The sequence below is a fragment of the uncultured Dokdonia sp. genome (assembly GCF_947492815.1).
GTDB lineage: Bacteria > Bacteroidota > Bacteroidia > Flavobacteriales > Flavobacteriaceae > Dokdonia.
This window is the reverse complement of the sequence record NZ_CANLOB010000008.1, coordinates 102160-125452: the sequence shown is the minus strand read 5'-3', so window position 1 is coordinate 125452 and position 23293 is coordinate 102160. Positions and strand designations below refer to the sequence as shown.

Below are 23293 nucleotides of genomic sequence, written 5' to 3'. Positions count from 1 at the left end.
CGTCGTAATCAAAAACGTTATTTATATTAAGTCTAAATAAAAATGAAAAAAATCCTATTTTCCACACTAGCCATTACGACCTTAGCTTTTACTTCTTGTAGCAATGATGATGACGGAGTCATTGTCGATCCAGGCCCAGATTCAATAAATATTGAAGTTCCTGTTACCTATTCTTTTGAAAGAGATGGAGAATCTACAGTAAATTTCCCTGGACAAACACAACGAATTCTTATGGGAGAAGAATTAATTTCTTCTATGAGAGATTTTGATATAGCTACAGAGCAATCATTACTAGATATGTATGCTAATGAAAACTCACCATTTGGAAATGAAGATTTGAATTCTTCAAGTAGACAATTAAGAAATACAGTTGCTAGTTCTGAAGATTATTTTACTGCAAATACAGCAGAAGCAGCGACCATAAGACAGTTTTTTGGAGATCTTTTATCTGCACAAATTAATGAAGTGTTTCCGGCAGAAAATACAGCAGCAGCTCCAGGAGTTGCAGGTCAAATTGCTGATGGTGGAAGTACAAGATATGTGAATGCTGGAGGTTTAGAATACAATCAAGCTGTTACTAAAGGTTTTATAGGAGCTTTAATGGTTGATCAGATTGTAAATAACTATATAAGTACTACATTATTAGATGCGGGAACAAATAGAGAAGATAATGATAATGATGTTCCTAGAAATGATAGTGGTACTGATACACAAATGGAACATTTTTGGGATGAAGCTTACGGATATGCTTATGGAACATCTGCAGATCTTACAAACCCAAACCCAACAATAGGTGATGATGATAGTTTCTTAAATAAATATATAGGTAGAGTAGAAGGAGATAGTGATTTTGCAGGAATAGCAGATAATATTTTTGATGCTTTTGTATTAGGAAGAGCAGCAATCGTAGCAAAAGATTATGATGTAAGAGATGAGCAAACTACTATTTTAAGAGAATTATTATCTCAAGTGATAGGTGTTCGTGCTGTATACTATTTACAACAAGGTAAAAACGGAATTGAAGCTGATGATTTTGGAGCAGCTTTTCATGATCTTTCTGAAGGATTTGGATTTATCTATAGCTTACAGTTTACAAGAAATCCAGCAACGAATGCTCCTTATTTTTCTGGAGCAGAGGTTCAAGAGTTTGTTGATCAATTAACTGCCGGAAATGGATTTTGGGATCTAACACCAGCAGCATTAGATGAAATGTCTGAGACTATTGCAAGTCGTTTTACATTTACTGTAGAACAGGCAGGAACAATAAATTAATTATGAGAATCGCCAAAGTCAAAGGGAGCCTAAGTGCTCCCTTTTGGTGGTAAAAGACTATACGAATGAAAAGATTTTTAGGAATTATTGCATTAGTTTTATTTGCATATGCGTGTTCTAGCGAAGATGATAACCCAACTGGGGGACCAGATCCAACACCATCTTCGTTTGATAGAACTGCGCTATTAGAAAATTGGGCAGATAACATTATCGTACCGGGTTATGTAGATTTTCAATCTAAAGTAAATGCACTTCAAACAGAAACAACCGCGTTTGTCACAAATTCTAATGACTTAACAGCTATCAGAGCTGCTTGGTTAGATGCTTATACTACGTGGCAACGTGTCTCTATGTTTGAAAATGGACCTGCCGAAACTGTAGGACTTCGTTTAAATATAAATATTTTTCCTGCCAGTGTAACAACCATAGAAGATAACATCGCTTCTGGTTCTTATGACTTAGGATTATCTTCCAATAGAGCGGCTAAAGGATTTCCAACATTAGATTACCTTCTTCACGGAATAGCAGCAGATGATACAGCAATACTAGCTATCTATAATGGAGCACAAGGAGATGATTATAAACAATACCTTCAAGATATTGTAGCAGATATGCAAACGCTTACCACAACTGTGTTAAACGAATGGCAAGGTGGTTTTAGAGATACTTTTGTAAATAATGATGGAGCTTCTTCTACTGCTTCTGTAGATCGTCTTGTAAATGATTATATTTTTTATTACGAAAGATTTTTAAGAGCAGGTAAAATGGGTATCCCAGGAGGTGTATTTTCAGGCACTGTAGAGCCTAATACGATAGAGGCATTGTATGCAGGAAATCTATCTAAACAATTCTTTTTAGAGGGACTGGATGCTGTACAAGATTTTTTTAATGGTCGCGCTTATAATGGAAACGCACAAGGCGAAAGTTTAAGCAGTTACCTTGATGAATTAAATATCATTAAAGATGGTGCTGACTTAAGTACGATTATAGATAACCAGTTTAATACTGCAAGACAAGCCGTACAAGGTTTAGGAAGCTTTGAACAAGAATTACAAAATAATCCTCCTACCACATTTTTAAATGCTTATGATGAGGTACAACGTATCGTACCTTTATTAAAAGTAGATACTGTAAGTGCTCTGAGTATCAGTATTGATTTTGCTGATGCAGATGGAGATTAAAACTTTATGAACAAAAAACTCCAAACATATTTGAATAGCTACACAGAGGCCGCTCCATTAGCGGTCTTTCGTGTGTTTTTTGGTATTCTGATGTTTGTGAGTATTATCCGTTTTTGGAGCTATGGATGGATTGAAAAATTTTATATCGCTCCAGAATTTCATTTCACATTTTACGGTTTTAGTTGGGTGCGTCCTTTGGGAGAATGGACCTACCTTTTATTTGGTATTTGTGCTGCAAGTGCTGTGATGATTACAATAGGATGGAAGTATCGCTTTGCAATGATCACCTTTTTCCTAAGCTTTACCTATATAGAATTAATGGATAAAACCACGTATCTTAATCATTATTATTTCATTTCTATACTTAGCTTCTTATTAATTTTTGTTCCTGCAGGACAGTATTTTTCGCTAGATACGCTACTTCGACAAGCTCAGCATACCATTTCGCGAAAGCGTAAACAAAAAGATTCTTTTTCTACAACAATGGCTATTGGATATGTGCCGCGTTGGACCATTGATAGCATTAAATTAGTATTAGCAATTGTCTATGTATATGCAGGACTCGCCAAATTAAATAGTGATTGGTTAGTCAATGCCATGCCACTTAAAATATGGTTGCCTTCTAAGTTTGATATTCCTTTTCTTGGAGATCTACTAGGTCAAGAATGGGTGCACTATGCGTTTAGCTGGATAGGCGCTGGTTATGATCTGTTGATACCATTTTTATTACTCTGGAAACCTACCCGTACGTTTGCTTTTTTAATGGTGGTGATCTTCCATATATTGACGCGAGTATTATTTCCTATTGGGATGTTTCCGTATATTATGATTGTAAGTGCATTAATATTTTTTGATGCTGCGTTTCATAAGAAAGTGGTATACGCTTTCGCGAAAGCGGTAAAATACCCCAAAGAATTATTAGAAGGTACTACCGTATGGAAACCTATTTCTGTACAACGATACAAATTGTCTGTGGGAGTTGTTACCCTATTCTTTTGTATCCAATTATTACTCCCTTGGCGCTATGCTTTGTATCCAGGAGAGCTTTTTTGGACAGAAGAAGGGTATCGTTTTTCTTGGCGTGTGATGCTCATGGAAAAATCAGGATATGCACAGTTCAAAATCAAAGATGGAGTAACGGGCAAACGTTTCTATGTAAATAATGCAGATTTCTTGACACCTTTGCAAGAAAAACAAATGAGCTTCCAACCTGACTTTATATTGGAATATGCGCACTATCTTCGCGACCATTTTACAGCACAAGGTCATCAAAATGTTGAGGTGTATGTAGAATCATACGTAGCGCTTAACGGACGATTGAGTACCACATATATAGACCCAGATGTAAATCTGGCAGAAATAAAAGAATCATTTACACACAAAAATTGGATCAAACCCTTCAACGATGAGATTAAAGGTTTATAACATATTATTTTTCATACTATTATCATTTTGTGCACATGCACAGTACACCATTTCTGGTGTTATTACTGATGACACGAATACCCCATTGGCTGGCGTAGAACTCTATTTGCAGGGAGGAAACCAAGTAACAACAACTGATGTCCAAGGAAACTATGTGTTTGAAAATGTACAAGAAGGTACGTATGTGCTTACTGTTTTTGGACTTTCCTTTGAGTTGATAGAAGAACCTCTTATGATTCAGGGAAATACTCAAAAGAATTACAGTCTAGTCCCTCTAGGAGAATCTCTGTCTGAAGTTGTTTTAAGTACGCGTAAAGAAAAAATATTTGCACTACGTTCTTTAAAGAAGGTAGAAGGAACGGCCATTTATGCAGGTAAAAAAAGTGAGGTAGTATTAATAGATCAAATCACAGGAAACCTTGCTGCAAATGCACCTCGTCAAATTTATAGCCAAGTGGTGGGATTGAATATTTATGAAAATGGAGATGCAGGATTGCAATTAAATATTGGGGGTAGAGGATTAGATCCAAATCGTTCGGCCAATTTTAATATCCGTCAGAATAATTATGATATTAGTGCAGATGTATTAGGATATCCAGAAAGCTATTATACCCCACCTGCAGAAGCTTTGAGTGAGATACAAGTAGTGCGTGGTGCTGCTTCTTTACAATATGGGACACAGTTTGGTGGATTGATAAATTTTAAGTTCAAAAAACCGAATCCAGATAAAAAAATAGAATTCGTATCAAGACAAACTGCAGGTTCGTTTGGATTGCTTACTTCTTTTAATAGCTTAAGCGGAACCGTTGGAAAGTTGAGTTATTATACGTATTTTAATTATAAACAAGGAGATGGCTTCCGACCCAATTCTCAATTTAATAGTCGTAACTATTTTGCAAGTGTAGGGTATAAGCTAAGTGATAAAACAACCATTACTGGAGAGCTTACATTATTTAATTACCTCGCAAAACAAGCAGGAGGATTGACAGATGCTCAATTCTTAGAAGATCCAGATTTTAGTAATAGAGATCGTAATTGGTTTGATATTGATTGGAAGGTATATTCATTACGTTTGGATCATAAGTTTAGTCAGAAAACAGATTTTAGTTTGCATCTGTTTGGATTAGATGCGAGGCGAAGTGCTGTAGGGTTTCGTCAAAATAGAGTTTCTCAGCCAGATGATTTAGAAGAGCCAAGAGAAGTTTTGGTAGATGATTTTTCAAATTGGGGAGCAGAAGCACGCTTGTTGACACGTTATAACATAGGAAAAAAAGATGCTGTACTTTTGATAGGATCTAAGTATTACGATGCTAATAATAATCAACGTCAAGGACCAGGTACCGCCGCCGCAGATGCTGATTTTTCTTTTGCTGATGATCAATTTCCAAATTTTGAACGTCAGGCTCAGTTTGATTTTCCAAATAGAAACTTAGCAGTTTTTGGAGAGAATATTTTTAATATTACAGATAGACTTACGGTTACTCCTGGATTTCGTTTTGAATATATAAAAACAGAAAGTGAAGGCGCTTTTAGAAATATTGTGTTGGACTTAGCTGGAAATCCTCTATTAAATGAAGAAGTACCAGATAACAGAACTTTTGAACGTGACTTTGTGTTATTAGGAACTGGTATAACCTACAGATTAAATCAGGCAATAGAATTGTATGGAAATGTAAGTCAAAACTATCGCTCGGTGACATTTAATGACATACGTATTGTAAACCCATCATTTGTGATTGATGAAAATATTACAGATGAAGAAGGGTTTACCATTGATGTTGGAGCGAGAGGTCGAATTGATAATAAACTATCTTATGATGTGAGCTTATTTGGAGTGCGTTATGACGAACGTCTGGGGGAAGTATTGTTTACAGATACTGATAATAGTATTAAGAGACGAAGAGGAAATATAGGTGATGCGTTTATTTATGGATTAGAATTTTTTGGGGATTGGAATGTGAGAAATACGTTTTTTGAAGAAAAGGAAAACATCAAACTAAATCTATTTGCAAACCTAGCATTGACACAATCTGAATATGTAAACTCTGAAGAAATAGGGGTAGAAGGGAATCAAGTAGAATTTATTCCTGATGTAAACCTTAAAACGGGTGTGAACTTTGGATATAAAAACTTAACGGCAAGTATTCAATATACGTATCTGACAGAACAATTTACAGATGCGACAAATGCTCCTCAAGATGTAAATGATAATCAACGTGGTATAGAAGGAAGTATTCCGTCGTATGGTATTTTAGATATCTCTGCCGCATATACTTATAAACGTTGGCGATTAGAAGCAGGTATTAATAATGCACTAGATGAATCGTATTTTACGAGAAGAGCCACTGGGTATCCTGGACCAGGTATTATCCCTGCAGAGCCATTAGCATTTTATACAACCTTGCAAGTGAAGTTGTAATAAAATTAAATTGTTATAAAAAAACAAAAGCCTCTCATTTGAGAGGCTTTTATTATTGATGGCTAATAAAATAATTAAGATGTATTAGAAAACAGTCACATTATTATTAGGTTGATACACATAATTAAATGTAAAATACCTACTAGCATCTACTGTTGTATCAGGATTAGAAGGAGCGCCTTCATAATAACTTAAAATTTCAACTTTTGCATAACGACCTTCTGTAGTTCTAAATACTAAAATCTTTCCTGGTAAAGGAGTAATTAAGAATAATGGAGGTCCTGAATAATTATACCAACCATTATCACTTCCTGAAGGAATAGCAGGTATATCGGCAGCATCTTGAACAAATAAATTGGTGTCTACAGATGTAATATCACTCATTGTTCCTGTAGCGATATAAGCGCCAGCATTACCAGTTCTCTCTGGCTCGTCTGTGGTTCCTTGTGAGACACCTCCATTTACAATAATAGTAGTTGCTCTAAAAGCAATATCCCAATCTGTATCGCTAGTTGTGATTTGTCCTGTATCAAGATCAAACTTGGTAAAATCACCAGAAATGGGTTGTCCTTGTCCTCCTTCTTGTGGGGCATGTACATCTGTAATAGACGCAGTAATCAGATTTGCTAATGCTTGCGTATCATCATTGTCATCTGAATTTGCAACAAAACCTTCTGGGGCTTCGCAGGCACTTTGTGATTCGTTGGCATTTCCTAAACCATCGCCATCGCTGTCTTCAAAGAATGTGCTTTCTGCACAAGCTACCTCGCCTCCGTCATCATCATTACTACATGAAGCAATAATAAAACTAACTAGTACTAATAAATAAAATCCTTTTCTCATTGTTGTATATATATTAAAATTGGTAATTAATTTTCAGGTATCCTCGAGTTCCTGGAATTCCAGGTATGTTTGTATTTTGGAAATCAAAAAGATTATCGGCTCCTGCTTGTATTTCAAAGTGTTCAAATAGTTTTTTACTAGCAGCTATATTAACAGTAGCAAAACCATCTACTACTATGGCATCATCATCAAAAGCATCAAATGTTCCGTTTCCATTGGTATCTCCTAATCCGTATCTACTTCGATAAATGACGCGAGCATTAATATTTGATGTCCATTTTGGAATGTCATAAAAGAGTTTAAGATTAGCGGTATGTCTTGATCTATTAAAAAAACCAAAGTGATCATCTTCAGAGAGTGGAATAGAAGTCAAGTCTTCATCTCTTACAAAGAGTTCTCCATTTTCAACTTGCTCTTTGATATCTCTATTGAAGGCATATAATAACTGATAACCCCCACTAATTTTAATATGCTGTGTGATTTTATAAGTAGCATTCAGCTCAAGTCCTTCTGTATAAATGCGGTCAAAATTTTTATAACTAAATACATTTTGACCATTTGTTTTTCTTGCGATTACTTGGGTGTCAATAAGGTCGCTAAAGTTATTTCTAAAGGCATTAATATCTAGGGTAAGTGCATTAAAAGGGCGGTAATTGAATCCTATGTTATATCCGACAGAACTTTCAGCTTTTAGTTCATTATCAAATTGGGAAATGATTTCATTCACAGCTACTTGTCCTTCTACAGTAGATATATTTTGTCCTAATGCTAATTGCCCTTGTTCAAATAATGTTTGTAATTCATTTGGTACAGCATTGTAACCTAATACAGTGTATCCTACTGTTGAGTTGGTGAAATTGAAATAAAGTTGTCTGAAATCGGGCGCTTTAAATCCATACCCTACAGAACCTTTTAAGGCTAGTTCATCTGTAATATTATAGCGTAAAGCTACTTTAGGGCTTAATTGGTTGCTGTATTCAGAATGATTGTCAAAGCGCCCTCCAACGATTATATTCAAATTTTCAATAGGATTAAAGTCATATTGTGCATATACACATTGCGAATTAAAACTCACAAGCTCATCAAAAAACGAACGATCTAATGATTCGTATTGGTATCCAACACCTGCTGTTAGAGTACCTTCATTTTCAAAGGTGTAATTACTGCGTATTTCAGGTCGTACTAATTGTTGATCAAAAAAGGTGTCGGTAATAATTGCATTGGTATCAGTATCTCTTGCAAGGGATTCAGCGATGTAATTTGTATAGTAAAATTCATATGAAGTGGTTAGGTTATCATTCCACTCTTGATCTAATTGTACATGCCCATTCCAGTCTTGTTCATTGGCTTCACCAGCAGCAGTAATAATTACTTGTTCTCCATTGGTATTGGTATCTGTAAATGAAAATCCAGAATCTTGCGATTGATCAAAATAACGCCCAGAAGCAAAGAGTTTTAATCGATCTGAAAAATCATAATAAAATCGTCCATTAAACGTATAGTTTTCAAATGGATTTACCGTCTGAGATGCTGTTTCTGGAGTGAGATCATATCCTTCACTTGAAAAACGATTTCCAAAAATAGCATATCGTATTTTCCCTTTCTTTTGATGAAAGGAAAGATTAATATCTTGTTCAGTAAAAGAACCTACACGATAGGAAGCTTCTCCTTTTAACTTCTCATTTTTAGGTGTTTTGGTAATAATATTGATAACTCCAGCCAATGCTTCAGAACCATACAAACTACTGGATGGCCCTTTAACCACTTCAATTTGTTTGATATTCCCAACGGTAAGTCTGCTTAGGTCAAAATTTCCAGCCCGTCTTCCTACAAGAGGAACTCCATCTATTAATACAAGCGTATAATCAGAATCTATTCCTTGTATTTGTATGCCTTCAAAACCACTTTCATCGGTAGCTAATACCAATCCCGTTTGTTCTGCCAGAATATCGTCTATTCGTAAACTCCCAGATTGTTTGATCGTCTTGCCAGAAACTAATGTAACGGGTAGTGGTAATGATGATAATTGACGTTCTGTACGGGTTGCGGTAAGCACCACTTCATCAAGTTCAGAGACGCGCGTCGTGTCTTTTTTCTTTTGAGGTTGTGTTTCTTGTGTATACGCTTTCGCGAAAGCGAATAAAGATAACGTAAACATTATCAAGTAGTTATATTTCATTTTATCTAGAATGATTCTTAATAGAGTGCAAATATATAAATTATTCTTATTTAGATTTAATAAAAATAACTATTTTTGCACCCGAACAATTAATCCAATTAAAAAGAGATATCATGAAAAGAACTGTGATTGCACTTATTGCAATTTTTATGTTAGGAACAATACATGCGCAAAACAAAAAGAAACAAGATGCAGAAGCCATAAAGAAAATGTGCGGGTGTTTTGAAGTGACTTTTAATTTTGTTGAAACATTTGAATACAGTGGAGATTCTTTATATAAACCCTCCCATCCAGAGACTTCTACGGCATTAGAATATGCAGCATTGGTAACTGATGAAAAAGATAAGGTGTCTATACAGCATCTTTTACAAGTTGGAAACCCTTCTCAACCACATATTGTAAAGCATTGGAGGCAAGATTGGATGTTTGAAAATCAAGATTTTTATATGTACGATGGAGATAATAAATGGCGTTTCGAACAAAAACCTAAAGACCATGTGAAAGGACAATGGACGCAGAAAGTATATCAAGTAGATGATAGTCCTAGATATGAAGGATCTGCAACATGGGTGCATGTAGATGGGAAGAGTTTTTGGGAAAACAGGACAGACGCACCATTACCTCGTAGAGAATATACAACCCGTAGTGATTACAATATTACCGTACGTGGAAATCGTCAAGAAATCACTTCTGAAGGATGGATTCATGATCAAGATAATGATAAAGTGATACGTGAAGCAGGAAAAGAGGATATGGTGATTGCCCAAGAAAAAGGCTACAATACCTATAAGAGAGTAGATGAGAGTCGTTGTGCTGCTGCGGCAAAGTGGTGGCAAGAACATACCCAAAAATGGGAGCTGGTCCGTGCTAAATGGGAAGAAGTATATGGGAGAAAAAGTGATTTGTCATTAGAAGCAAAAGTAGATAATAAAGCATTATATAAACACCTTTTTGATGATGCCATTACTGAGTCTGCACAGATAAATCCAGTTATCGAATCCTTTGTAAAAAAACCTTAATATGAAATCAATACACTATATCTGGATAGTTGCTATGCTTTTATGTTCGCAACTCGTATTTGCCCAAGACAATGTGTTCTTACAAAGAGACTATTGGAGAGCAAATCCCTCTATAGAGAAAGTAAAAGAAGCTATTAAAGCAGGGAATAATCCTAGCGAGCTCAATGGTAATGCTTTTGATGCTGTCGTATATGCGTTACTTGAAAACACAAATGAGAATACTATAAAGTATCTTCTTTCGCTAGAGGGAAATGACGTAAAGAAACGAACGCACGATAGTCGTACCTATATTTTTTGGGCTGCATACAAAGGCAATACAGGAATTATGCAGCATCTTTTTGAAAAAGGAGCAGCCATTGATGTAACAGATAGTCATGGAAATACACCAGTAACCTTTGCAGCCTCAACAGGTCAAAAGAATACAAAAGTGTATGATTTATTTGAAAAGAATGGTGTGATACTTACTAAAGAAAAAAATAAGAATGGTGTAAACTCATTATTCTTAATAGCGTCTTCTTTAGAAAATGAAAAAGAGCTTGCTTATTTTCTAGCGAAAGGATTTGATGTAAAAGAAAAAGATCCTAATGGAAACACGCTCTTTACGTATGCGGCTAGAAATGGAAATATTCCATTTTTGAAACTACTTATTAAAAAAGGAGTCGATTCAAATACAGTCAATCAAGAAGGAGGTAATGCCATGTTATATGCGAGTCAAGGGACACGTCGTTCACAAAACGGATTAGATACTTATGCATTTTTAGAAGGTTTAGGAATTCAGCCTAATGTGATAGGAGACCGCGGTCGTAATCCTTTACATGCGATTGCTTATAAATCTAATGACCCTGCTATTTTCTCTTATTTTATAGAAAAAGGAGTGGATGTGAATTTACAGGATAAAGGCGGAGATTCTCCTTTTATGAATGCTGCAAATAGCAATACATTAGAAATTGTTCAGTTTTTATCGGAGTATGTAAAGGATATCAATGTAAAAGATGAAAATGGACGCTCAGCTCTTGCGATGGCTGTCAATCGGAATACCCCTGGTGTAGTAGCCTTCTTATTAGAAAAAGGAGCCGATATCCAAACCAAGGATAAAGATGGAAATTCACTCGCATACTATTTACTGAATACATTTAGGGCAAAAGATTCAAAAGTGTTTGATGCAAAATTAAAATTACTTCAAGAAAATGATTTGTCGATGAATCAAACACAATATGATGGGAATACATTATTGCACCTTGCAACACAAAAAAATAATCTTGCTTTATTAAAAAGAGTAGTTGCTTTTGATATAGATGTAAATGCTAAAAATAATGAAGGGTATACCGCATTGCATATTGCAGCAATGAAAGCAGAAAATGATGAAATCCTTAAATACCTATTAAGCCTAGGAGCTGATAAAACCATAAAAACGGATTTTGATGAAACGGTATTAGATCTCGCTAGTGAAAATGAACTTTTACAACAACAACAAACACCATTAAATTTTCTTAAGTAATATGAAACGTATTATCAAACAAAGCACCATCGCTATTTGTGCTCTCTTTTTATTGGTCGCTTTTACAAAACCTAGTGAAACTACCTCAGTAAAATGTATGATTCAAATGGTAAATTATACAGGGGAAGGAGCCTATATCGTAGTTTCATTAATCAACCCAGAAGGAGCTTATGAAGAAACCTTATATGTGCAGGGAAAAGATAAAGAGTGGTATAGTGATATTACAGAATGGTGGGAATTTTACGGAAAACGCCGTCCAGATATAGATGCGATTTCTGGAGCAACCATAAGTGGTGGAGAGCGTAAAATTAATGTGCTGAAAATTCCAAGTGATAAAATAGATGCAGGCTATAGCATCCGATTTGAAACTGCTGTAGAAGATCAGGAGTATTATGTAGATGATGTGCAGTTTGAGTTGACATCAGAAAGTGTAAAAAGCAAAGTAGAAGGAAAAGGATTTATTCGATATATCCGTATGATACCTCAATAATACATTCATATATGGTACTTTCTCTCTGGAGATATAGTCACTTAGTACTGGCTATATCTTCTGCTTTATTTCTAATTATAGCTTCTATCACTGGAATTATTCTAGCATTTGAACCTATATCTAATAGTATACAACCTTATGTTGTAAATAACCTCCATGAAATAGCTGTAGGAGAAACCATTCAGACACTTAAAAATGAATATGACGAAGTATTAGAATTTGAAGTAACGCCTTCAGATTTTGTCATAGCATCTGTCATTACTAAAGATGGAGAAAGTCAGACAGGCTATATAGACCCTATTACAGGAAAAATACTTGGAGAAGTAAAAGAGAGAGCTCCTATTTTTAGTTTTACAACAAATCTACATAGATCACTTTTCTTAAAAAGTATAGGACGGTTTTTTATAGGATTGGTATCTCTATTGCTTTGTTTGATTGCAGTCACAGGACTTTTAGTATTGGCTCAACGACAAGGAGGCTTTTTAAAACTTTATACAAAGGTTCAAGAACGTAATTTTAATCAGCGGTATCATGTTATTTTAGGAAGATGGTTGTTATATCCTATTTTAATACTTGCGATTACAGGGGTGTATCTTTCTGCAGAGAAGTTTTCTTTACTACCTGAAAGTGATTTACAACACCATTGGGATGTTGATGGGACTGAAAATAAACCATCACTAGACCTTATCGATTTCCCAATCTTTAAGCAAACTTCTCTTAATGAAGTGCGAAAAATAACATTTCCTTTTTCTGAAGATACCGAAGACTATTTTGAAATAGCACTACTTGATAAAGAGTTATTCATACATCAATATAATGGTGCTATTGTAAGCGAGTTAACATATCCATTTGTTCGAGTAGCGTCTCAATTGAGTTTTACATTACATACAGGGCAGGGGAGTGTGATTTGGTCGTTACTATTATTAATGGCTAGTATGAGTATTTTGTTTTTTATATACTCTGGTATTGCTATGACTTTAAAGCGTAGACGAAAATCAAATACAAAAGCCCCCGTGGTTTCTCAAGGTAAAGATACTAGTGAATATATTTTATTGGTAGGATCAGAAACAGGAAACACATATACATTTGCAAGAGCGGTGCATAGATCACTTGTTCAACAAGGGAAATCTGTTTTTATGTCTTCACTAAATGAGTATAGTACGTATGAAAAAGCCACACATCTACTCATCTTTACGGCCACGTATGGAGATGGAGATGCACCAACAAATGCTCGTGATTTTGAAAAATTAGTAGCAAAGATCACCCCTATAACTCACTTAAAATTTGCAGTCGTAGGTTTTGGTTCTTCTATGTATCCAAAGTATTGTCGATTTGCATTACAGATAGATGCGTTATTGCATAGACATGCGGCATATATGCCAGTGATGCCTTTACATAAAATAGATGATCAATCTGAAGATTCCTTTCAGCATTGGATACGTGATTGGAATACAGCAACAGAAATGGCATTACACGTTTCGATACATCAAAAGAAAAAGAAACTACACAGCTTTACTGTTGTAGAAAAGACAAATCTTAATATGGATGACACTTTTATACTTCAGTTAAAAAGTAAGAAGAAAGTGCCATTTCAATCTGGGGATTTGGTAGCGATTACACCAGAAAATGAAACAAAAGCGCGGCAGTATTCTGTTGCGAAAATAGATAAGAAAATTGTGTTAAGTGTTAAGAAGCATGACCAAGGGAAATGTTCTTCATATATGAGTACACTTGAGTTGGGTAACAAAATAAGTGGTACTCTAGAAAAGAATACGAAGTTTCATTTCCCTAAACATGCGCGTTCTATTATATGTATTGCAAATGGAACCGGAATCGCTCCATTTCTAGGAATGATAGAAGAAAACACAATACAAATCCCAATGCATATATTTTGGGGAGGTCGCACACGAGATTCCTTTACCTTATATGAAGAGTTTATGAATCGTGCGCTTTTGCGAAAGCGTATAAAGTCCTATAAAAATGCTTATTCCAGAGAAGGAAGTCAACAGTATGTGCAAGATGTTTTAGCTACAAAACGAGCTCTTATAAAAGAGGTTTTTGAAACAGGAGGAGTGGTTATGATTTGTGGATCATTAAGCATGCAAAATCAGGTTGTAAAACTATTGGAGGAGGTTTCAATAGAAGAATTAAAATGCCCTTTAGTAGATTTTGAGAAGAATAACCAGTTATTGATGGATTGTTATTAAAAAAATAAGAGAAGTATGTGTCATAAAATAAGAACAATAGCCAAAAACTGTAACGGACAACTTTCTTTTTGTGAAACGTGTAATATATATCATTTAACATTCAATAATTTATACATAGAATTCACTCCTAAAGAATTAGAGTCTTTTAAGCAGTATGTATCTGGTATTGAAGTAGAATATTGGGAAATGAAGTATGAACGGATGGTTATAAAACGTAAAATTCCCATACAAACGATGCAACAGAATTTATCTATGATGTTTAATAGACAGGAATTAGAATCACTGAAAGATTTGATTCTACAGAAAACACAGAAACCCTTTGAAAATATTAAGTTACTGGATATTGATTATATCTTTTTTTTGAATTAAGCTATGGATGATATTTCAATTATATATAAAAATAAATTTGGGATTGTTTTTGTCTGGAAACGATGTGTCATTAAGGATTTATATAAAATTAATATCGTTTTTAAAAAAACTGGATTGCATTTTACTTTAGAACAACTTATTGCATTTAAAAAAGATATAGAAGAGGCCAGACAGAGATCTATACATTGTAAAGACTGTTGTGAAGATAATTCCTGTAAACCCATGCTGTTGAATACTCCGATTCCTCAAGTAAGTTTTGCTATGAACTATGAAGAGTTAAAAATGATACATGACTTGGTATCTGGAGCTCTTTTTGAATTAGGTCTAGCACATGTTTTGAATAGTCATAATATAAAATAACCCTTATGAATTGTAAAATCATAAGGGTTTATAATATATAGAGTGATTATGTACTATGCCTGCGCTTGTGGTGCCCATGAAGCACATAACATGCCAGGAGCAGATTTTTCAGGGTTAGCACAATCGCTTTTTTCATATCGTGAGCAGGTAACACAGTTACGCTCATCTTTTAACGATGCCTTCATCTCAAAACTATCACACGTGTAATGTGTGTTTACCTGTACACTGTGTTTTGTACAAAAATTTCCATCCTTTAATTGATCACAATTACTACAATTGTGTGCAAGTCTAATAGCCATAATCCTTTTTTTTAGTAATTAATTTACTTAAAAGTAGAAAGCAATGGTTTTAGAAACAATATAAATAACTGTTTTAAAGAGATTTGTATTTAGATTGAATTAAGATAACGTGATGACCTATATATCTCTCTCAGTTTTATAAACTATATTGTAAATTTTTTTTAAGAATGTTTTAGTTCCCTCATTCAAAGTGGTCATTCACGAATTCTAACTATTTTGAAACTGCTGCTTTTTGTAGTTTTATGACAAACAAAATTTAAAAAATGAAAAAAGCACTACTTATTCTATGCATGGCAATATGTTGCCTTAGTTGCAAATCAACCAACCAAGTAACAGGTACAACTACGGTCGGAGGTTCACTTCCTATGTATTCTAGTGAAAACATAGAACCATTTCTTGATATTACAGAAGTTTCAAAAGATGCGTCGTATGGATATTCTGAAAAAAATCCTATTAAAATAGGAGGGGGATTTTCTAGTGGTGCTCGTAATGAAAAACGTTATTTTGCTTCTTTAGCAGGACCTAATGGAGAAACCGTACACTTTGTAAGACTAGGAAGTTGTTGTGGTTACGAAAGTGAAAATGCAACACTAGGAGGTATTGCTTTATTAGATAAATACGAATTGACGTACGAGGGTTTAAAAAAACCATTGATTTTTTACATTAGCTTGTATGATGAAGAAAAAGCTTTTGTCCCAAAAGGATTGATACCTCGCAAGAATTAAGGTTTTCGTTGTTTACAGTCTCTATTTTATCACTATCTTTGCACGCAATTAAATGTTAACTAGTAAATACTAATCTTAGTTTTTACGCTTTCGCGAAAGCATATATCTCTAGCGAAATATAAAACATAATTGCAATGACTGCACACGAAAACAAAATCTTAGGAGAAGGTCTTACATATGATGACGTACTTCTAGTCCCAGCTTTTTCTGAAGTACTTCCAAGAGAAGTAAGTATACAAGCAAAGTTTACAAAAAACATAACACTTAATGTACCTATTATATCTGCCGCGATGGATACGGTTACAGAAAGTCGTATGGCAATAGCTATTGCACAAGAAGGTGGTATAGGTGTGCTACATAAGAATATGACCATAGAACAGCAAGCTATGAAAGTACGTAAAGTAAAGCGTGCTGAAAGCGGAATGATTATAGATCCTGTAACATTGCCATTAACGTCTATTGTATCTGATGCTAAAAATGCCATGCGTGAGCATAGTATTGGAGGAATTCCTATTGTAGATGACGAAGGGAAATTATTAGGAATTGTAACCAATAGAGATCTTCGTTTTGAAAAAAATAACGATCGCCCAGTAGCTGAAGTAATGACTTCTGAAAATCTTGTAACTGCAAAAGAAGGAACATCACTTGCACAAGCAGAAGAAATATTACAAGATCATAAAATAGAAAAATTACCTGTTGTTAAAGACGGTAACATATTAGTTGGACTGATTACATTTAGAGATATTACGAAGCTTACACTAAAACCAAATGCCAATAAAGATTCTTATGGTCGTTTACGTGTAGCCGCTGCAATTGGAGTGACAGGTGATGCTGTAGAGCGAGCAGGTGCTTTAGTAAAAGCTGGAGTAGATGCTATTGTTATTGATACAGCACACGGACATACAAAAGGAGTGGTTGCTGTATTGAAAGATGTAAAAGCAGCCTATCCTAACTTAGATTGCGTTGTTGGAAATATCGCCACTGGCGAAGCGGCTAAATATCTTGTAGAAGCTGGAGCCGATGCCGTAAAAGTAGGAATAGGACCAGGATCTATTTGTACAACTCGTGTTGTTGCTGGAGTTGGATTTCCACAGTTTTCGGCAGTGTTAGAATGTGCTGCAGCTATTAAAGGATCTGGAGTACCTGTAATTGCAGATGGAGGGATACGTTATACAGGTGATATTCCTAAAGCAATTGCAGCAGGAGCTGATTGTGTCATGCTAGGTTCACTACTTGCAGGAACGAAAGAGTCTCCTGGTGAAACAATCATTTATGAAGGACGTAAGTTCAAATCATATCGTGGTATGGGTTCTGTAGAAGCTATGAAAAAAGGGTCTAAAGATCGTTACTTCCAAGATGTAGAGGATGATATTAAAAAATTAGTTCCAGAAGGTATTGTAGGACGTGTTCCATACAAAGGAGAATTGAATGAAAGTATCCACCAGTTTGTAGGAGGACTAAGAGCAGGAATGGGATATTGTGGAGCGGGAACGATAGATGCCTTAAAAGAAAACGGACGCTTTGTGAAGATTACAGCGAGTGGTATTAATGAAAGCCATCCGCATGATGTAACCATTACAAAGGAAGCACCTAACTATAGCAGGTAAGTCAATTTTTAGCATTATTTTTAAGAAAAAAATGATGCTATGAAAACATTTTTATTACTAATACTATGTAGTTGCTGTATAGTTTCCTGTTCAGATACTGATAATACGACATCCGTAGAACCTGAAGTTTCTATGGAAGATCCTATGAATGATGAGGAATCAAATGATGATTCTTCTGATGTTACGATTCTACCAGATGTTTCAAACGTTGGTGGAGTAGATCAACAAGTAGAAGATTTACCAGATTGGGATCTGGTATGGGAAGAACAGTTTGATACTAACCTAACTGCATGGACTGCATGGGATAGTGGAGCTTTTAATAATGAATTTCAGAAATATACGCCCTCTAATGTAGTATTAGAAAATGGGTACTTGTACTTACAAGAAAAAAGAGAAACAGTCACAGGTTTTACAAATCCTTTTGATCCTACCATCGAAACATTTGAATTTACGAGTGGACGTATAGAAACCAATGAAACTTATAGCCCTGAAAATTTAGAAGAAGGAACAAAATTGCGTATGTCTGCACGTATTCTACTACCTGAAGGCGATGGTTTATGGCCTGCTTTCTGGTCTTTTAGTGATCCTTGGCCTACCAATGGAGAGATAGATGTTATGGAATATAGAGGTAATAATACACAACAATATTCTACTAATTTCTTTTATGGTAGTACCGAAGGACAACCAGACACTGATCCAGGTCAAACCACTACATTTATTAATAGTGGAGGAAACATTACGACCGAGTTTCATGTCTTTGAAGTCATCTGGAGTGAGAATGAACTTGAAATATTTTTTGACAGCGAGTTAGTGCACACTTTTACAGAAGCAGAGTGGGGACTTGTAGATGATTTTTATAACAGGTTTCAACGTATTACATTAAATATGGCAGTAGGTGGTGATTTCTTTAGTGACAATTTAAATCCTGACAACATCCCTGATGAAGCTTTTACAGTCGTAGATTGGGTACGAGTTTATAAGCAGTAAATAATAGGTTATAATAAAACAAAAGAGGTCTAAGAAATAATCTTGAGACCTCTTTTGCTTTTTAGTCTACAGAAAAGAAATATAATTTTGTAGAAGCATCAATATTTGGTAATGTAGAAACAATACCACAATTGTCAAACTCTAACGTATTTGGATTGCCATCTACAGGATAATTAGATAAGATTTCGGTATTCCTATCGGTATTTGTTATAGAGGTATCAAAATTCCAGCTGAGTACATAGTCTCCTTCTACCACTGGTTTTAAACCAATTTTATAACGATATTCAGAGCTGTCTTCAGAAAGTGTTCCCTCAATAGCTAAACCACCATTGGGACATGCACCTAAACGGGAAGTTTGTCCAACTTCTTCAATGATCTCAAAATTATTAATAGCGTCTACACTATTACTTTGATCCATAGCAGGTCTTAGTTTATAAATAGAAACTAAATCCCCATTATTAAAATCATTAGGAATGGAATCTCCAAGTGTTTCATTAAAGGCTTGTGAAGATACTCTGCCAGTAATCCATAAGGTATCATTTAGAGATAGATCTATATCAGATATAGTAGCTTTAAAATTATTAGTTATAATAACTTCACTAGGTTCATCTTCACATTGAAAAGACATGAGTAATAAAGATAAAACGAATAGCATTGATAGGGACTTTTTCATAATTGAATTGTTTTTTGAATGATAGATTCTTTAATATTAAACAATTCATTTTCTAGTACTCCTACTTTGATTTGTGTTAATTAGTGTTAATGCAAAAAATGAAAACAGGGAATAATTGACAATTACAAAAATGAAGTCTGATACATTATATACGATAAGAAGTAAAGATAGATAGTTGTGCCAATTATCTAAAAATCATATTGTTGGTGTATGTGAGTGAACCCATTTATCAAGTGTTTTGTTTTGTTATAAATGTGCTCAATGCTTTGTTAGTTTGTGCTTGTAATTTATTTTTAAAAAAAGAAGTTCCACCTATTAGTTTTCCTTTAAAACCTAATGCTTGTCCTGCCCATTTATGTAGATTAAAGGTGTCAACATGTTTTGATATGAGTCCATCTTTAAATTCAAAAGTTGCATCTATCTTGTTATGTACTTTTCTTCCTGTTTTACTAAAGTGATATACAGCTTCCCAATGTGCAGTTCCTTTTTCAGTATCATAGGTAATATCAGAAAATGTAACTAGAAACTCTTTGTCTTTCTGAGAAGCACATAACATACGCCACATTTGACCAGGTTTTTCTCCAGTGAGAACACCAAAAGCAGGATCTTCAAAATGAATGTCTTTATGATAACACTCAATCATTTTTTCTGGATCTTTAGCAGCAAATGCTGTGTAAAATTTTTGGATGACTTCTTTCATAATAATGTGGTTAGTTTACAATATCAATAAGTTCTATTTGGTACACTAAGATAGAATCTTTAGATAAAATAGGAGGATAGCTAGAACGTTTACTTAAGGACGTTGGAACAATAAGTTTGCGAATCTCTCCTTTTTTCATTCCGCGTATACCTTCATCAACTCCTTCTATAACTATTTTTCCTCCAAGGGTAAATTGGATTGGTTTCATCCCTTCAGATGAAAAGATAAGTGTACCATCTCTATAAGAAGTACTTTCATGTATTTTTACATCTTGCCCTACTTTTGCTTCTTCTCCAGTACCTTCTTTAAGAATTTTGTATTGCAATCCAGAAGCTGTGGTAATCATATCATCTTCTTTTTGTATGTGTTTTTGACAACCTAAGGATGAAATACATAATAACATTAGTAGTAAAAGTAATTTAGGCATACCTCATAATTTCTCTCTAAGATACAATACCCTGTTTTAATGGGTATGAAATAATACCTTAATAAAATATAGAATATGTATTTTAGGTATATGAAACAGTGTATCTTTTTTTTGTGTATTCTTTTAAGTGTTTTTGTATCGTGTCAAGACAAAGTGAAACCACCTTACATTATTCCTGAAAACGCAATACATCTATTAACGGCAGATTCTGTAAAGTCTTGGAAGATTGCAAAGCGATATAATGGAAAGACAAGAATGAATATGGGGGATTGCTTTTTAAAATACAGGCAACGCTTTCGCGAAAGCGGACTCGTAAAAGATAACAACGCATCGCAAAGAGATTGTGGCCCTTCTTTGGAGGCAACTTGGGAAATTACAACTTCAGAAAAAGGGGATTACTATATAAAACTAACCAGTGATCAATTGCCCGAGTTATTAAATCAGGAATCTGATGAAAAGTTTTTTAAAATCTTATACCTGAGCAAAGATTCTCTTACTCTTTCTTATGTTCACAAACAGTTCAATCAACGTCGTAGAATCACTGATTATATGGTGCGAGAAGATTTAGAAGTGAAAGATCGTGACTTTCATTGGTGAAGATTTTAATTACACTCTAATGATAAGGTATCATTGTCGTCAATTACCCAATTTGCGGGTATATTGTCTAATTGATCTTGATTTACTTTTATACAGCTTAAAGGATTATTAAGAACTTCTAAAGTAAATAATTCTGGATTGTTGGATACATCTAACGAGGTAACATTATTTCCATCTAAAATTAGAAACTGAAGTTGTTGGTTGTTAGTTACATCTATTTCAGAAATAGTATTTCCTCCTAATTCTAACTTTTCGAGGTTAGGTAAGTTGCTTACATCAATTTCGGAGATAGCATTGTTTTCTACAAAAATAAATTTTACTCTATTGTTTTGTGATAGATCTATTTCTGATAATTGATTGTCATTAAGCCATAAGTTGTACAAATTAGTAAAACCTTCTATTCCTGTAAGATCAGAAATTCCTTTTTCATTAAGAACTAGATCCATAACATCTTCAATATTTTCTGTAGGAATAGAACCATCTAATTCATTATCTAGATTTAATTCTATAAGAGCAGCTTCAAAAGCAGGATCAGGTATAAGGGTACGTTGTACTTCTTGAATAACTGGTGGTGTTGTAGTGGTATCTGCGTCATCATTACTACAAGAAATACTAAGTAATGGTATGATACAAAGACTACTAACTGAAAGTATAAACTTTGAAAATTTCATAATCGGATAGTTTTACACCCTCTAAAGTATGAAATTTATATTTTTGTTTAACAAAAATTCAAAAAAGTTTAACAAAATTAATTATTAGTGAAAGACTATTTTATAAAATCTGTAAGATGCATATAGAATAAATAGTTGAACTAATCCCGCAGAAAAAGTAGGATTTTGATTTAATATCTCAACGTTTGGATCGATTCTTTTTATCGGCTTCTAGGCTTGTTCTGGGGCTTCATACCTTTTATTCAGGAAATAATGTTTTGTCAAGTCCTGGAACAATACGTAATGCATTTTTGTAATATACTTTTTTAAGAACATCATCAGGTAGATCTAATCCGTACATAGCCCAGAATGCATGGTACTTTTTGTGATATGGAAAATACTCATCATCACTTTCCAAAACTCTAAAATAGGTTGGAAATTCTTCGGGTTTCCAGCTGTCTTTTCCAAATAGAATACGATTTTGATATTTGATAAAAAAGGCTTTTGCTTGTCTTGGTTGCCTCCCTAGTTCTGCTATAATAGCACCTATACCTACATTCATATTTGGCATTTCGTCTAGTAGTTGACTTAGTTTAGGAAGGTTATTTGCATACCATCCCATATGGGCATTTATAAATGTAGTTTTTGGGTGTTTTTTAAACATGTGATGTTGTTCTGCGATAAGTGTTTCCCATGGAGCAGGATTGTCAGTACCTCTTTTCCTTCCTGGACGCGTTTTTAGTTCTAACCAACGTTCATTGTCGGAATTAAACTCATCCCAAAAAGGCTTAGGGTCTGCAGTATGTATTAGTACAGGAATACCTAATTCTCCGCATTTTGCCCATATAGCATCTAGTCTTGGATCGTCTACCGCAACCCGTTTTCCAGTGATGTCTTTATGGCGTAAGCCTAAACTTTTATATATTTTTAAACCACGTGCGCCGTTTTGTACATCTTTTTCTAATTGAGAAACTGTTTTTTCTGTCCATCCAGAACTTCCAACACCATCAAAATCAATATTAGCAAAAACGACAAATCTATTCGGATAATGATCGGCTATGTTTTTGACAGATTTTTGTAAAGATTCTCCAGACCTACCGCTTAAATTGACCATGATTCCCATGTTAAGGGTATCCATAGCTGCAATTACTGGAGCTAAGTCTTGATTGGGCATACGATATTGATGTCCGTGTACATCTATAAATGGAAATTTTGCTTTATGTATGACTTCACCAGGAACTACTAGTGTTGATGAAGGATTGTATTCTTCAAATGTAAGATCTTGCGCTAGTGAGGAAAAAGATGTGCTAATGAGTGCTAAAAAAAGTACTTTTTTAAACATAGAATATAGACTTTGGTTAAATTG

General features: G+C 34.5%; 22 protein-coding genes. 14 read left to right on the top strand and 8 right to left on the bottom strand.

Going from position 1 to position 23293, the window contains the following annotated elements; genetic code table 11:
* The first annotated feature begins 42 nt into the window (after positions 1-42).
* From Q1A01_RS10175 to Q1A01_RS10160, 4 genes are all read left to right on the top strand, one after another.
* Positions 43-1272: a DUF4856 domain-containing protein gene (locus tag Q1A01_RS10175; RefSeq protein WP_299679859.1), complete on the top strand. Its 1230-nt coding sequence runs from the start codon at positions 43-45 to the stop codon at positions 1270-1272.
* 65 nt (positions 1273-1337) lie between these two features.
* The gene (locus Q1A01_RS10170) at positions 1338-2453 is read left to right on the top strand and encodes an imelysin family protein (protein WP_299679855.1); all 1116 of its coding nucleotides are present in this window, start codon (positions 1338-1340) and stop codon (positions 2451-2453) included.
* Between the two features lie 6 nt (positions 2454-2459).
* A complete protein-coding gene (locus tag Q1A01_RS10165) occupies positions 2460-3878 on the top strand; it encodes an HTTM domain-containing protein (protein ID WP_299679852.1) in 1419 nt (472 codons plus the stop codon).
* Positions 3859-6297, top strand: a complete 2439-nt coding sequence (locus tag Q1A01_RS10160; RefSeq protein ID WP_299679849.1) for a TonB-dependent receptor — start codon at positions 3859-3861, stop codon at positions 6295-6297. The genes Q1A01_RS10165 and Q1A01_RS10160 overlap by 20 nt, the downstream gene beginning before the upstream one ends.
* An 84-nt stretch (positions 6298-6381) precedes the next feature.
* Here the strand turns inward: Q1A01_RS10160 and Q1A01_RS10155 are convergent, their stop codons facing one another.
* Entirely contained in the window at positions 6382-7140 is a 759-nt protein-coding gene (locus Q1A01_RS10155) for an HmuY family protein (RefSeq protein ID WP_299679846.1), read from the bottom strand.
* A gap of 13 nt (positions 7141-7153) precedes the next feature.
* Positions 7154-9298: a TonB-dependent receptor gene (locus Q1A01_RS10150; RefSeq protein ID WP_299679843.1), complete on the bottom strand. Its 2145-nt coding sequence runs from the start codon at positions 9296-9298 to the stop codon at positions 7154-7156.
* 134 nt (positions 9299-9432) lie between these two features.
* Between Q1A01_RS10150 and Q1A01_RS10145 the strand changes: the two genes are divergently transcribed.
* From Q1A01_RS10145 to Q1A01_RS10120, 6 genes are read left to right on the top strand one after another with little or no spacing between them, the layout of a single operon-like run.
* Complete coding sequence (locus Q1A01_RS10145; RefSeq protein WP_299679840.1) at positions 9433-10338, top strand: DUF6607 family protein; 906 nt, start codon at positions 9433-9435, stop codon at positions 10336-10338.
* A 1-nt stretch (position 10339) separates the two neighbouring features.
* Positions 10340-11836 (top strand): ankyrin repeat domain-containing protein, encoded by a 1497-nt coding sequence (locus Q1A01_RS10140; protein ID WP_299679837.1) that lies wholly within the window; start codon positions 10340-10342, stop codon positions 11834-11836.
* Position 11837: 1 nt separating this feature from the next.
* Positions 11838-12326, top strand: coding sequence for a DUF2271 domain-containing protein (locus tag Q1A01_RS10135; RefSeq protein ID WP_299679834.1), 489 nt, complete (start codon positions 11838-11840; stop codon positions 12324-12326).
* 11 nt (positions 12327-12337) lie between these two features.
* A complete protein-coding gene (locus Q1A01_RS10130) occupies positions 12338-14533 on the top strand; it encodes a PepSY domain-containing protein (RefSeq protein ID WP_299679831.1) in 2196 nt (731 codons plus the stop codon).
* A 15-nt stretch (positions 14534-14548) separates the two neighbouring features.
* The gene (locus Q1A01_RS10125; RefSeq protein ID WP_299679828.1) at positions 14549-14902 is read left to right on the top strand and encodes a DUF6686 family protein; all 354 of its coding nucleotides are present in this window, start codon (positions 14549-14551) and stop codon (positions 14900-14902) included.
* Positions 14903-14905: 3 nt separating this feature from the next.
* On the top strand, positions 14906-15262 hold the full coding sequence (locus Q1A01_RS10120) for a hypothetical protein (protein WP_299679824.1): 357 nt from the start codon (positions 14906-14908) through the stop codon (positions 15260-15262).
* 53 nt (positions 15263-15315) lie between these two features.
* Here Q1A01_RS10120 and Q1A01_RS10115 read toward each other — a convergent pair whose 3' ends face one another.
* On the bottom strand, positions 15316-15561 hold the full coding sequence (locus tag Q1A01_RS10115) for a hypothetical protein (protein ID WP_299679821.1): 246 nt from the start codon (positions 15559-15561) through the stop codon (positions 15316-15318).
* A 263-nt stretch (positions 15562-15824) separates the two neighbouring features.
* On the opposite strand from Q1A01_RS10115, the gene Q1A01_RS10110 reads away from it, so the two are divergent.
* From Q1A01_RS10110 to Q1A01_RS10100, 3 genes are all read left to right on the top strand, one after another.
* The gene (locus tag Q1A01_RS10110; RefSeq protein ID WP_299679818.1) at positions 15825-16286 is read left to right on the top strand and encodes a hypothetical protein; all 462 of its coding nucleotides are present in this window, start codon (positions 15825-15827) and stop codon (positions 16284-16286) included.
* 134 nt (positions 16287-16420) lie between these two features.
* Positions 16421-17893 (top strand): IMP dehydrogenase, encoded by a 1473-nt coding sequence (gene guaB, locus Q1A01_RS10105; protein WP_299679815.1) that lies wholly within the window; start codon positions 16421-16423, stop codon positions 17891-17893.
* Between the two features lie 39 nt (positions 17894-17932).
* Positions 17933-18880, top strand: a complete 948-nt coding sequence (locus Q1A01_RS10100; protein WP_299679812.1) for a glycoside hydrolase family 16 protein — start codon at positions 17933-17935, stop codon at positions 18878-18880.
* Positions 18881-18941: 61 nt separating this feature from the next.
* Here the strand turns inward: Q1A01_RS10100 and Q1A01_RS10095 are convergent, their stop codons facing one another.
* From Q1A01_RS10095 to Q1A01_RS10085, 3 genes are all read right to left on the bottom strand, one after another.
* Positions 18942-19553: a hypothetical protein gene (locus tag Q1A01_RS10095; protein ID WP_299679809.1), complete on the bottom strand. Its 612-nt coding sequence runs from the start codon at positions 19551-19553 to the stop codon at positions 18942-18944.
* Positions 19554-19782: 229 nt separating this feature from the next.
* Positions 19783-20253 (bottom strand): nuclear transport factor 2 family protein, encoded by a 471-nt coding sequence (locus Q1A01_RS10090; protein WP_299679806.1) that lies wholly within the window; start codon positions 20251-20253, stop codon positions 19783-19785.
* Positions 20254-20263: 10 nt separating this feature from the next.
* Positions 20264-20680, bottom strand: a complete 417-nt coding sequence (locus tag Q1A01_RS10085; protein ID WP_299679803.1) for an FKBP-type peptidyl-prolyl cis-trans isomerase — start codon at positions 20678-20680, stop codon at positions 20264-20266.
* Between the two features lie 153 nt (positions 20681-20833).
* Here Q1A01_RS10085 and Q1A01_RS10080 point away from each other — a divergent pair, with 153 nt between their 5' ends.
* Positions 20834-21277, top strand: a complete 444-nt coding sequence (locus Q1A01_RS10080; RefSeq protein WP_299679801.1) for a lipocalin family protein — start codon at positions 20834-20836, stop codon at positions 21275-21277.
* A 5-nt stretch (positions 21278-21282) separates the two neighbouring features.
* On the opposite strand, the gene Q1A01_RS10075 is transcribed toward Q1A01_RS10080, so the two are convergent.
* Positions 21283-21948 (bottom strand): hypothetical protein, encoded by a 666-nt coding sequence (locus Q1A01_RS10075; protein WP_299679798.1) that lies wholly within the window; start codon positions 21946-21948, stop codon positions 21283-21285.
* Between the two features lie 238 nt (positions 21949-22186).
* On the bottom strand, positions 22187-23269 hold the full coding sequence (locus Q1A01_RS10070) for an amidohydrolase family protein (protein WP_299679795.1): 1083 nt from the start codon (positions 23267-23269) through the stop codon (positions 22187-22189).
* Positions 23270-23293 lie beyond the last annotated feature (24 nt).

Coding starts and splice junctions, on each gene's coding strand:
- Q1A01_RS10085 (WP_299679803.1), bottom strand. CDS start 20,680: ATGCCTAAATTACTTTTACTACTAATGTTATTATGTATTTCATCCTTA.
- Q1A01_RS10115 (WP_299679821.1), bottom strand. CDS start 15,561: ATGGCTATTAGACTTGCACACAATTGTAGTAATTGTGATCAATTAAAG.
- Q1A01_RS10150 (WP_299679843.1), bottom strand. CDS start 9,298: ATGTTTACGTTATCTTTATTCGCTTTCGCGAAAGCGTATACACAAGAA.
- Q1A01_RS10155 (WP_299679846.1), bottom strand. CDS start 7,140: ATGAGAAAAGGATTTTATTTATTAGTACTAGTTAGTTTTATTATTGCT.
- Q1A01_RS10100 (WP_299679812.1), top strand. CDS start 17,933: ATGAAAACATTTTTATTACTAATACTATGTAGTTGCTGTATAGTTTCC.
- Q1A01_RS10135 (WP_299679834.1), top strand. CDS start 11,838: ATGAAACGTATTATCAAACAAAGCACCATCGCTATTTGTGCTCTCTTT.
- Q1A01_RS10170 (WP_299679855.1), top strand. CDS start 1,338: ATGAAAAGATTTTTAGGAATTATTGCATTAGTTTTATTTGCATATGCG.
- Q1A01_RS10160 (WP_299679849.1), top strand. CDS start 3,859: ATGAGATTAAAGGTTTATAACATATTATTTTTCATACTATTATCATTT.
- Q1A01_RS10130 (WP_299679831.1), top strand. CDS start 12,338: ATGGTACTTTCTCTCTGGAGATATAGTCACTTAGTACTGGCTATATCT.
- Q1A01_RS10095 (WP_299679809.1), bottom strand. CDS start 19,553: ATGAAAAAGTCCCTATCAATGCTATTCGTTTTATCTTTATTACTCATG.
- Q1A01_RS10110 (WP_299679818.1), top strand. CDS start 15,825: ATGAAAAAAGCACTACTTATTCTATGCATGGCAATATGTTGCCTTAGT.
- Q1A01_RS10070 (WP_299679795.1), bottom strand. CDS start 23,269: ATGTTTAAAAAAGTACTTTTTTTAGCACTCATTAGCACATCTTTTTCC.
- Q1A01_RS10120 (WP_299679824.1), top strand. CDS start 14,906: ATGGATGATATTTCAATTATATATAAAAATAAATTTGGGATTGTTTTT.
- Q1A01_RS10175 (WP_299679859.1), top strand. CDS start 43: ATGAAAAAAATCCTATTTTCCACACTAGCCATTACGACCTTAGCTTTT.
- Q1A01_RS10075 (WP_299679798.1), bottom strand. CDS start 21,948: ATGAAATTTTCAAAGTTTATACTTTCAGTTAGTAGTCTTTGTATCATA.
- Q1A01_RS10140 (WP_299679837.1), top strand. CDS start 10,340: ATGAAATCAATACACTATATCTGGATAGTTGCTATGCTTTTATGTTCG.
- Q1A01_RS10125 (WP_299679828.1), top strand. CDS start 14,549: ATGTGTCATAAAATAAGAACAATAGCCAAAAACTGTAACGGACAACTT.
- Q1A01_RS10165 (WP_299679852.1), top strand. CDS start 2,460: ATGAACAAAAAACTCCAAACATATTTGAATAGCTACACAGAGGCCGCT.
- Q1A01_RS10090 (WP_299679806.1), bottom strand. CDS start 20,253: ATGAAAGAAGTCATCCAAAAATTTTACACAGCATTTGCTGCTAAAGAT.
- Q1A01_RS10145 (WP_299679840.1), top strand. CDS start 9,433: ATGAAAAGAACTGTGATTGCACTTATTGCAATTTTTATGTTAGGAACA.
- guaB (WP_299679815.1), top strand. CDS start 16,421: ATGACTGCACACGAAAACAAAATCTTAGGAGAAGGTCTTACATATGAT.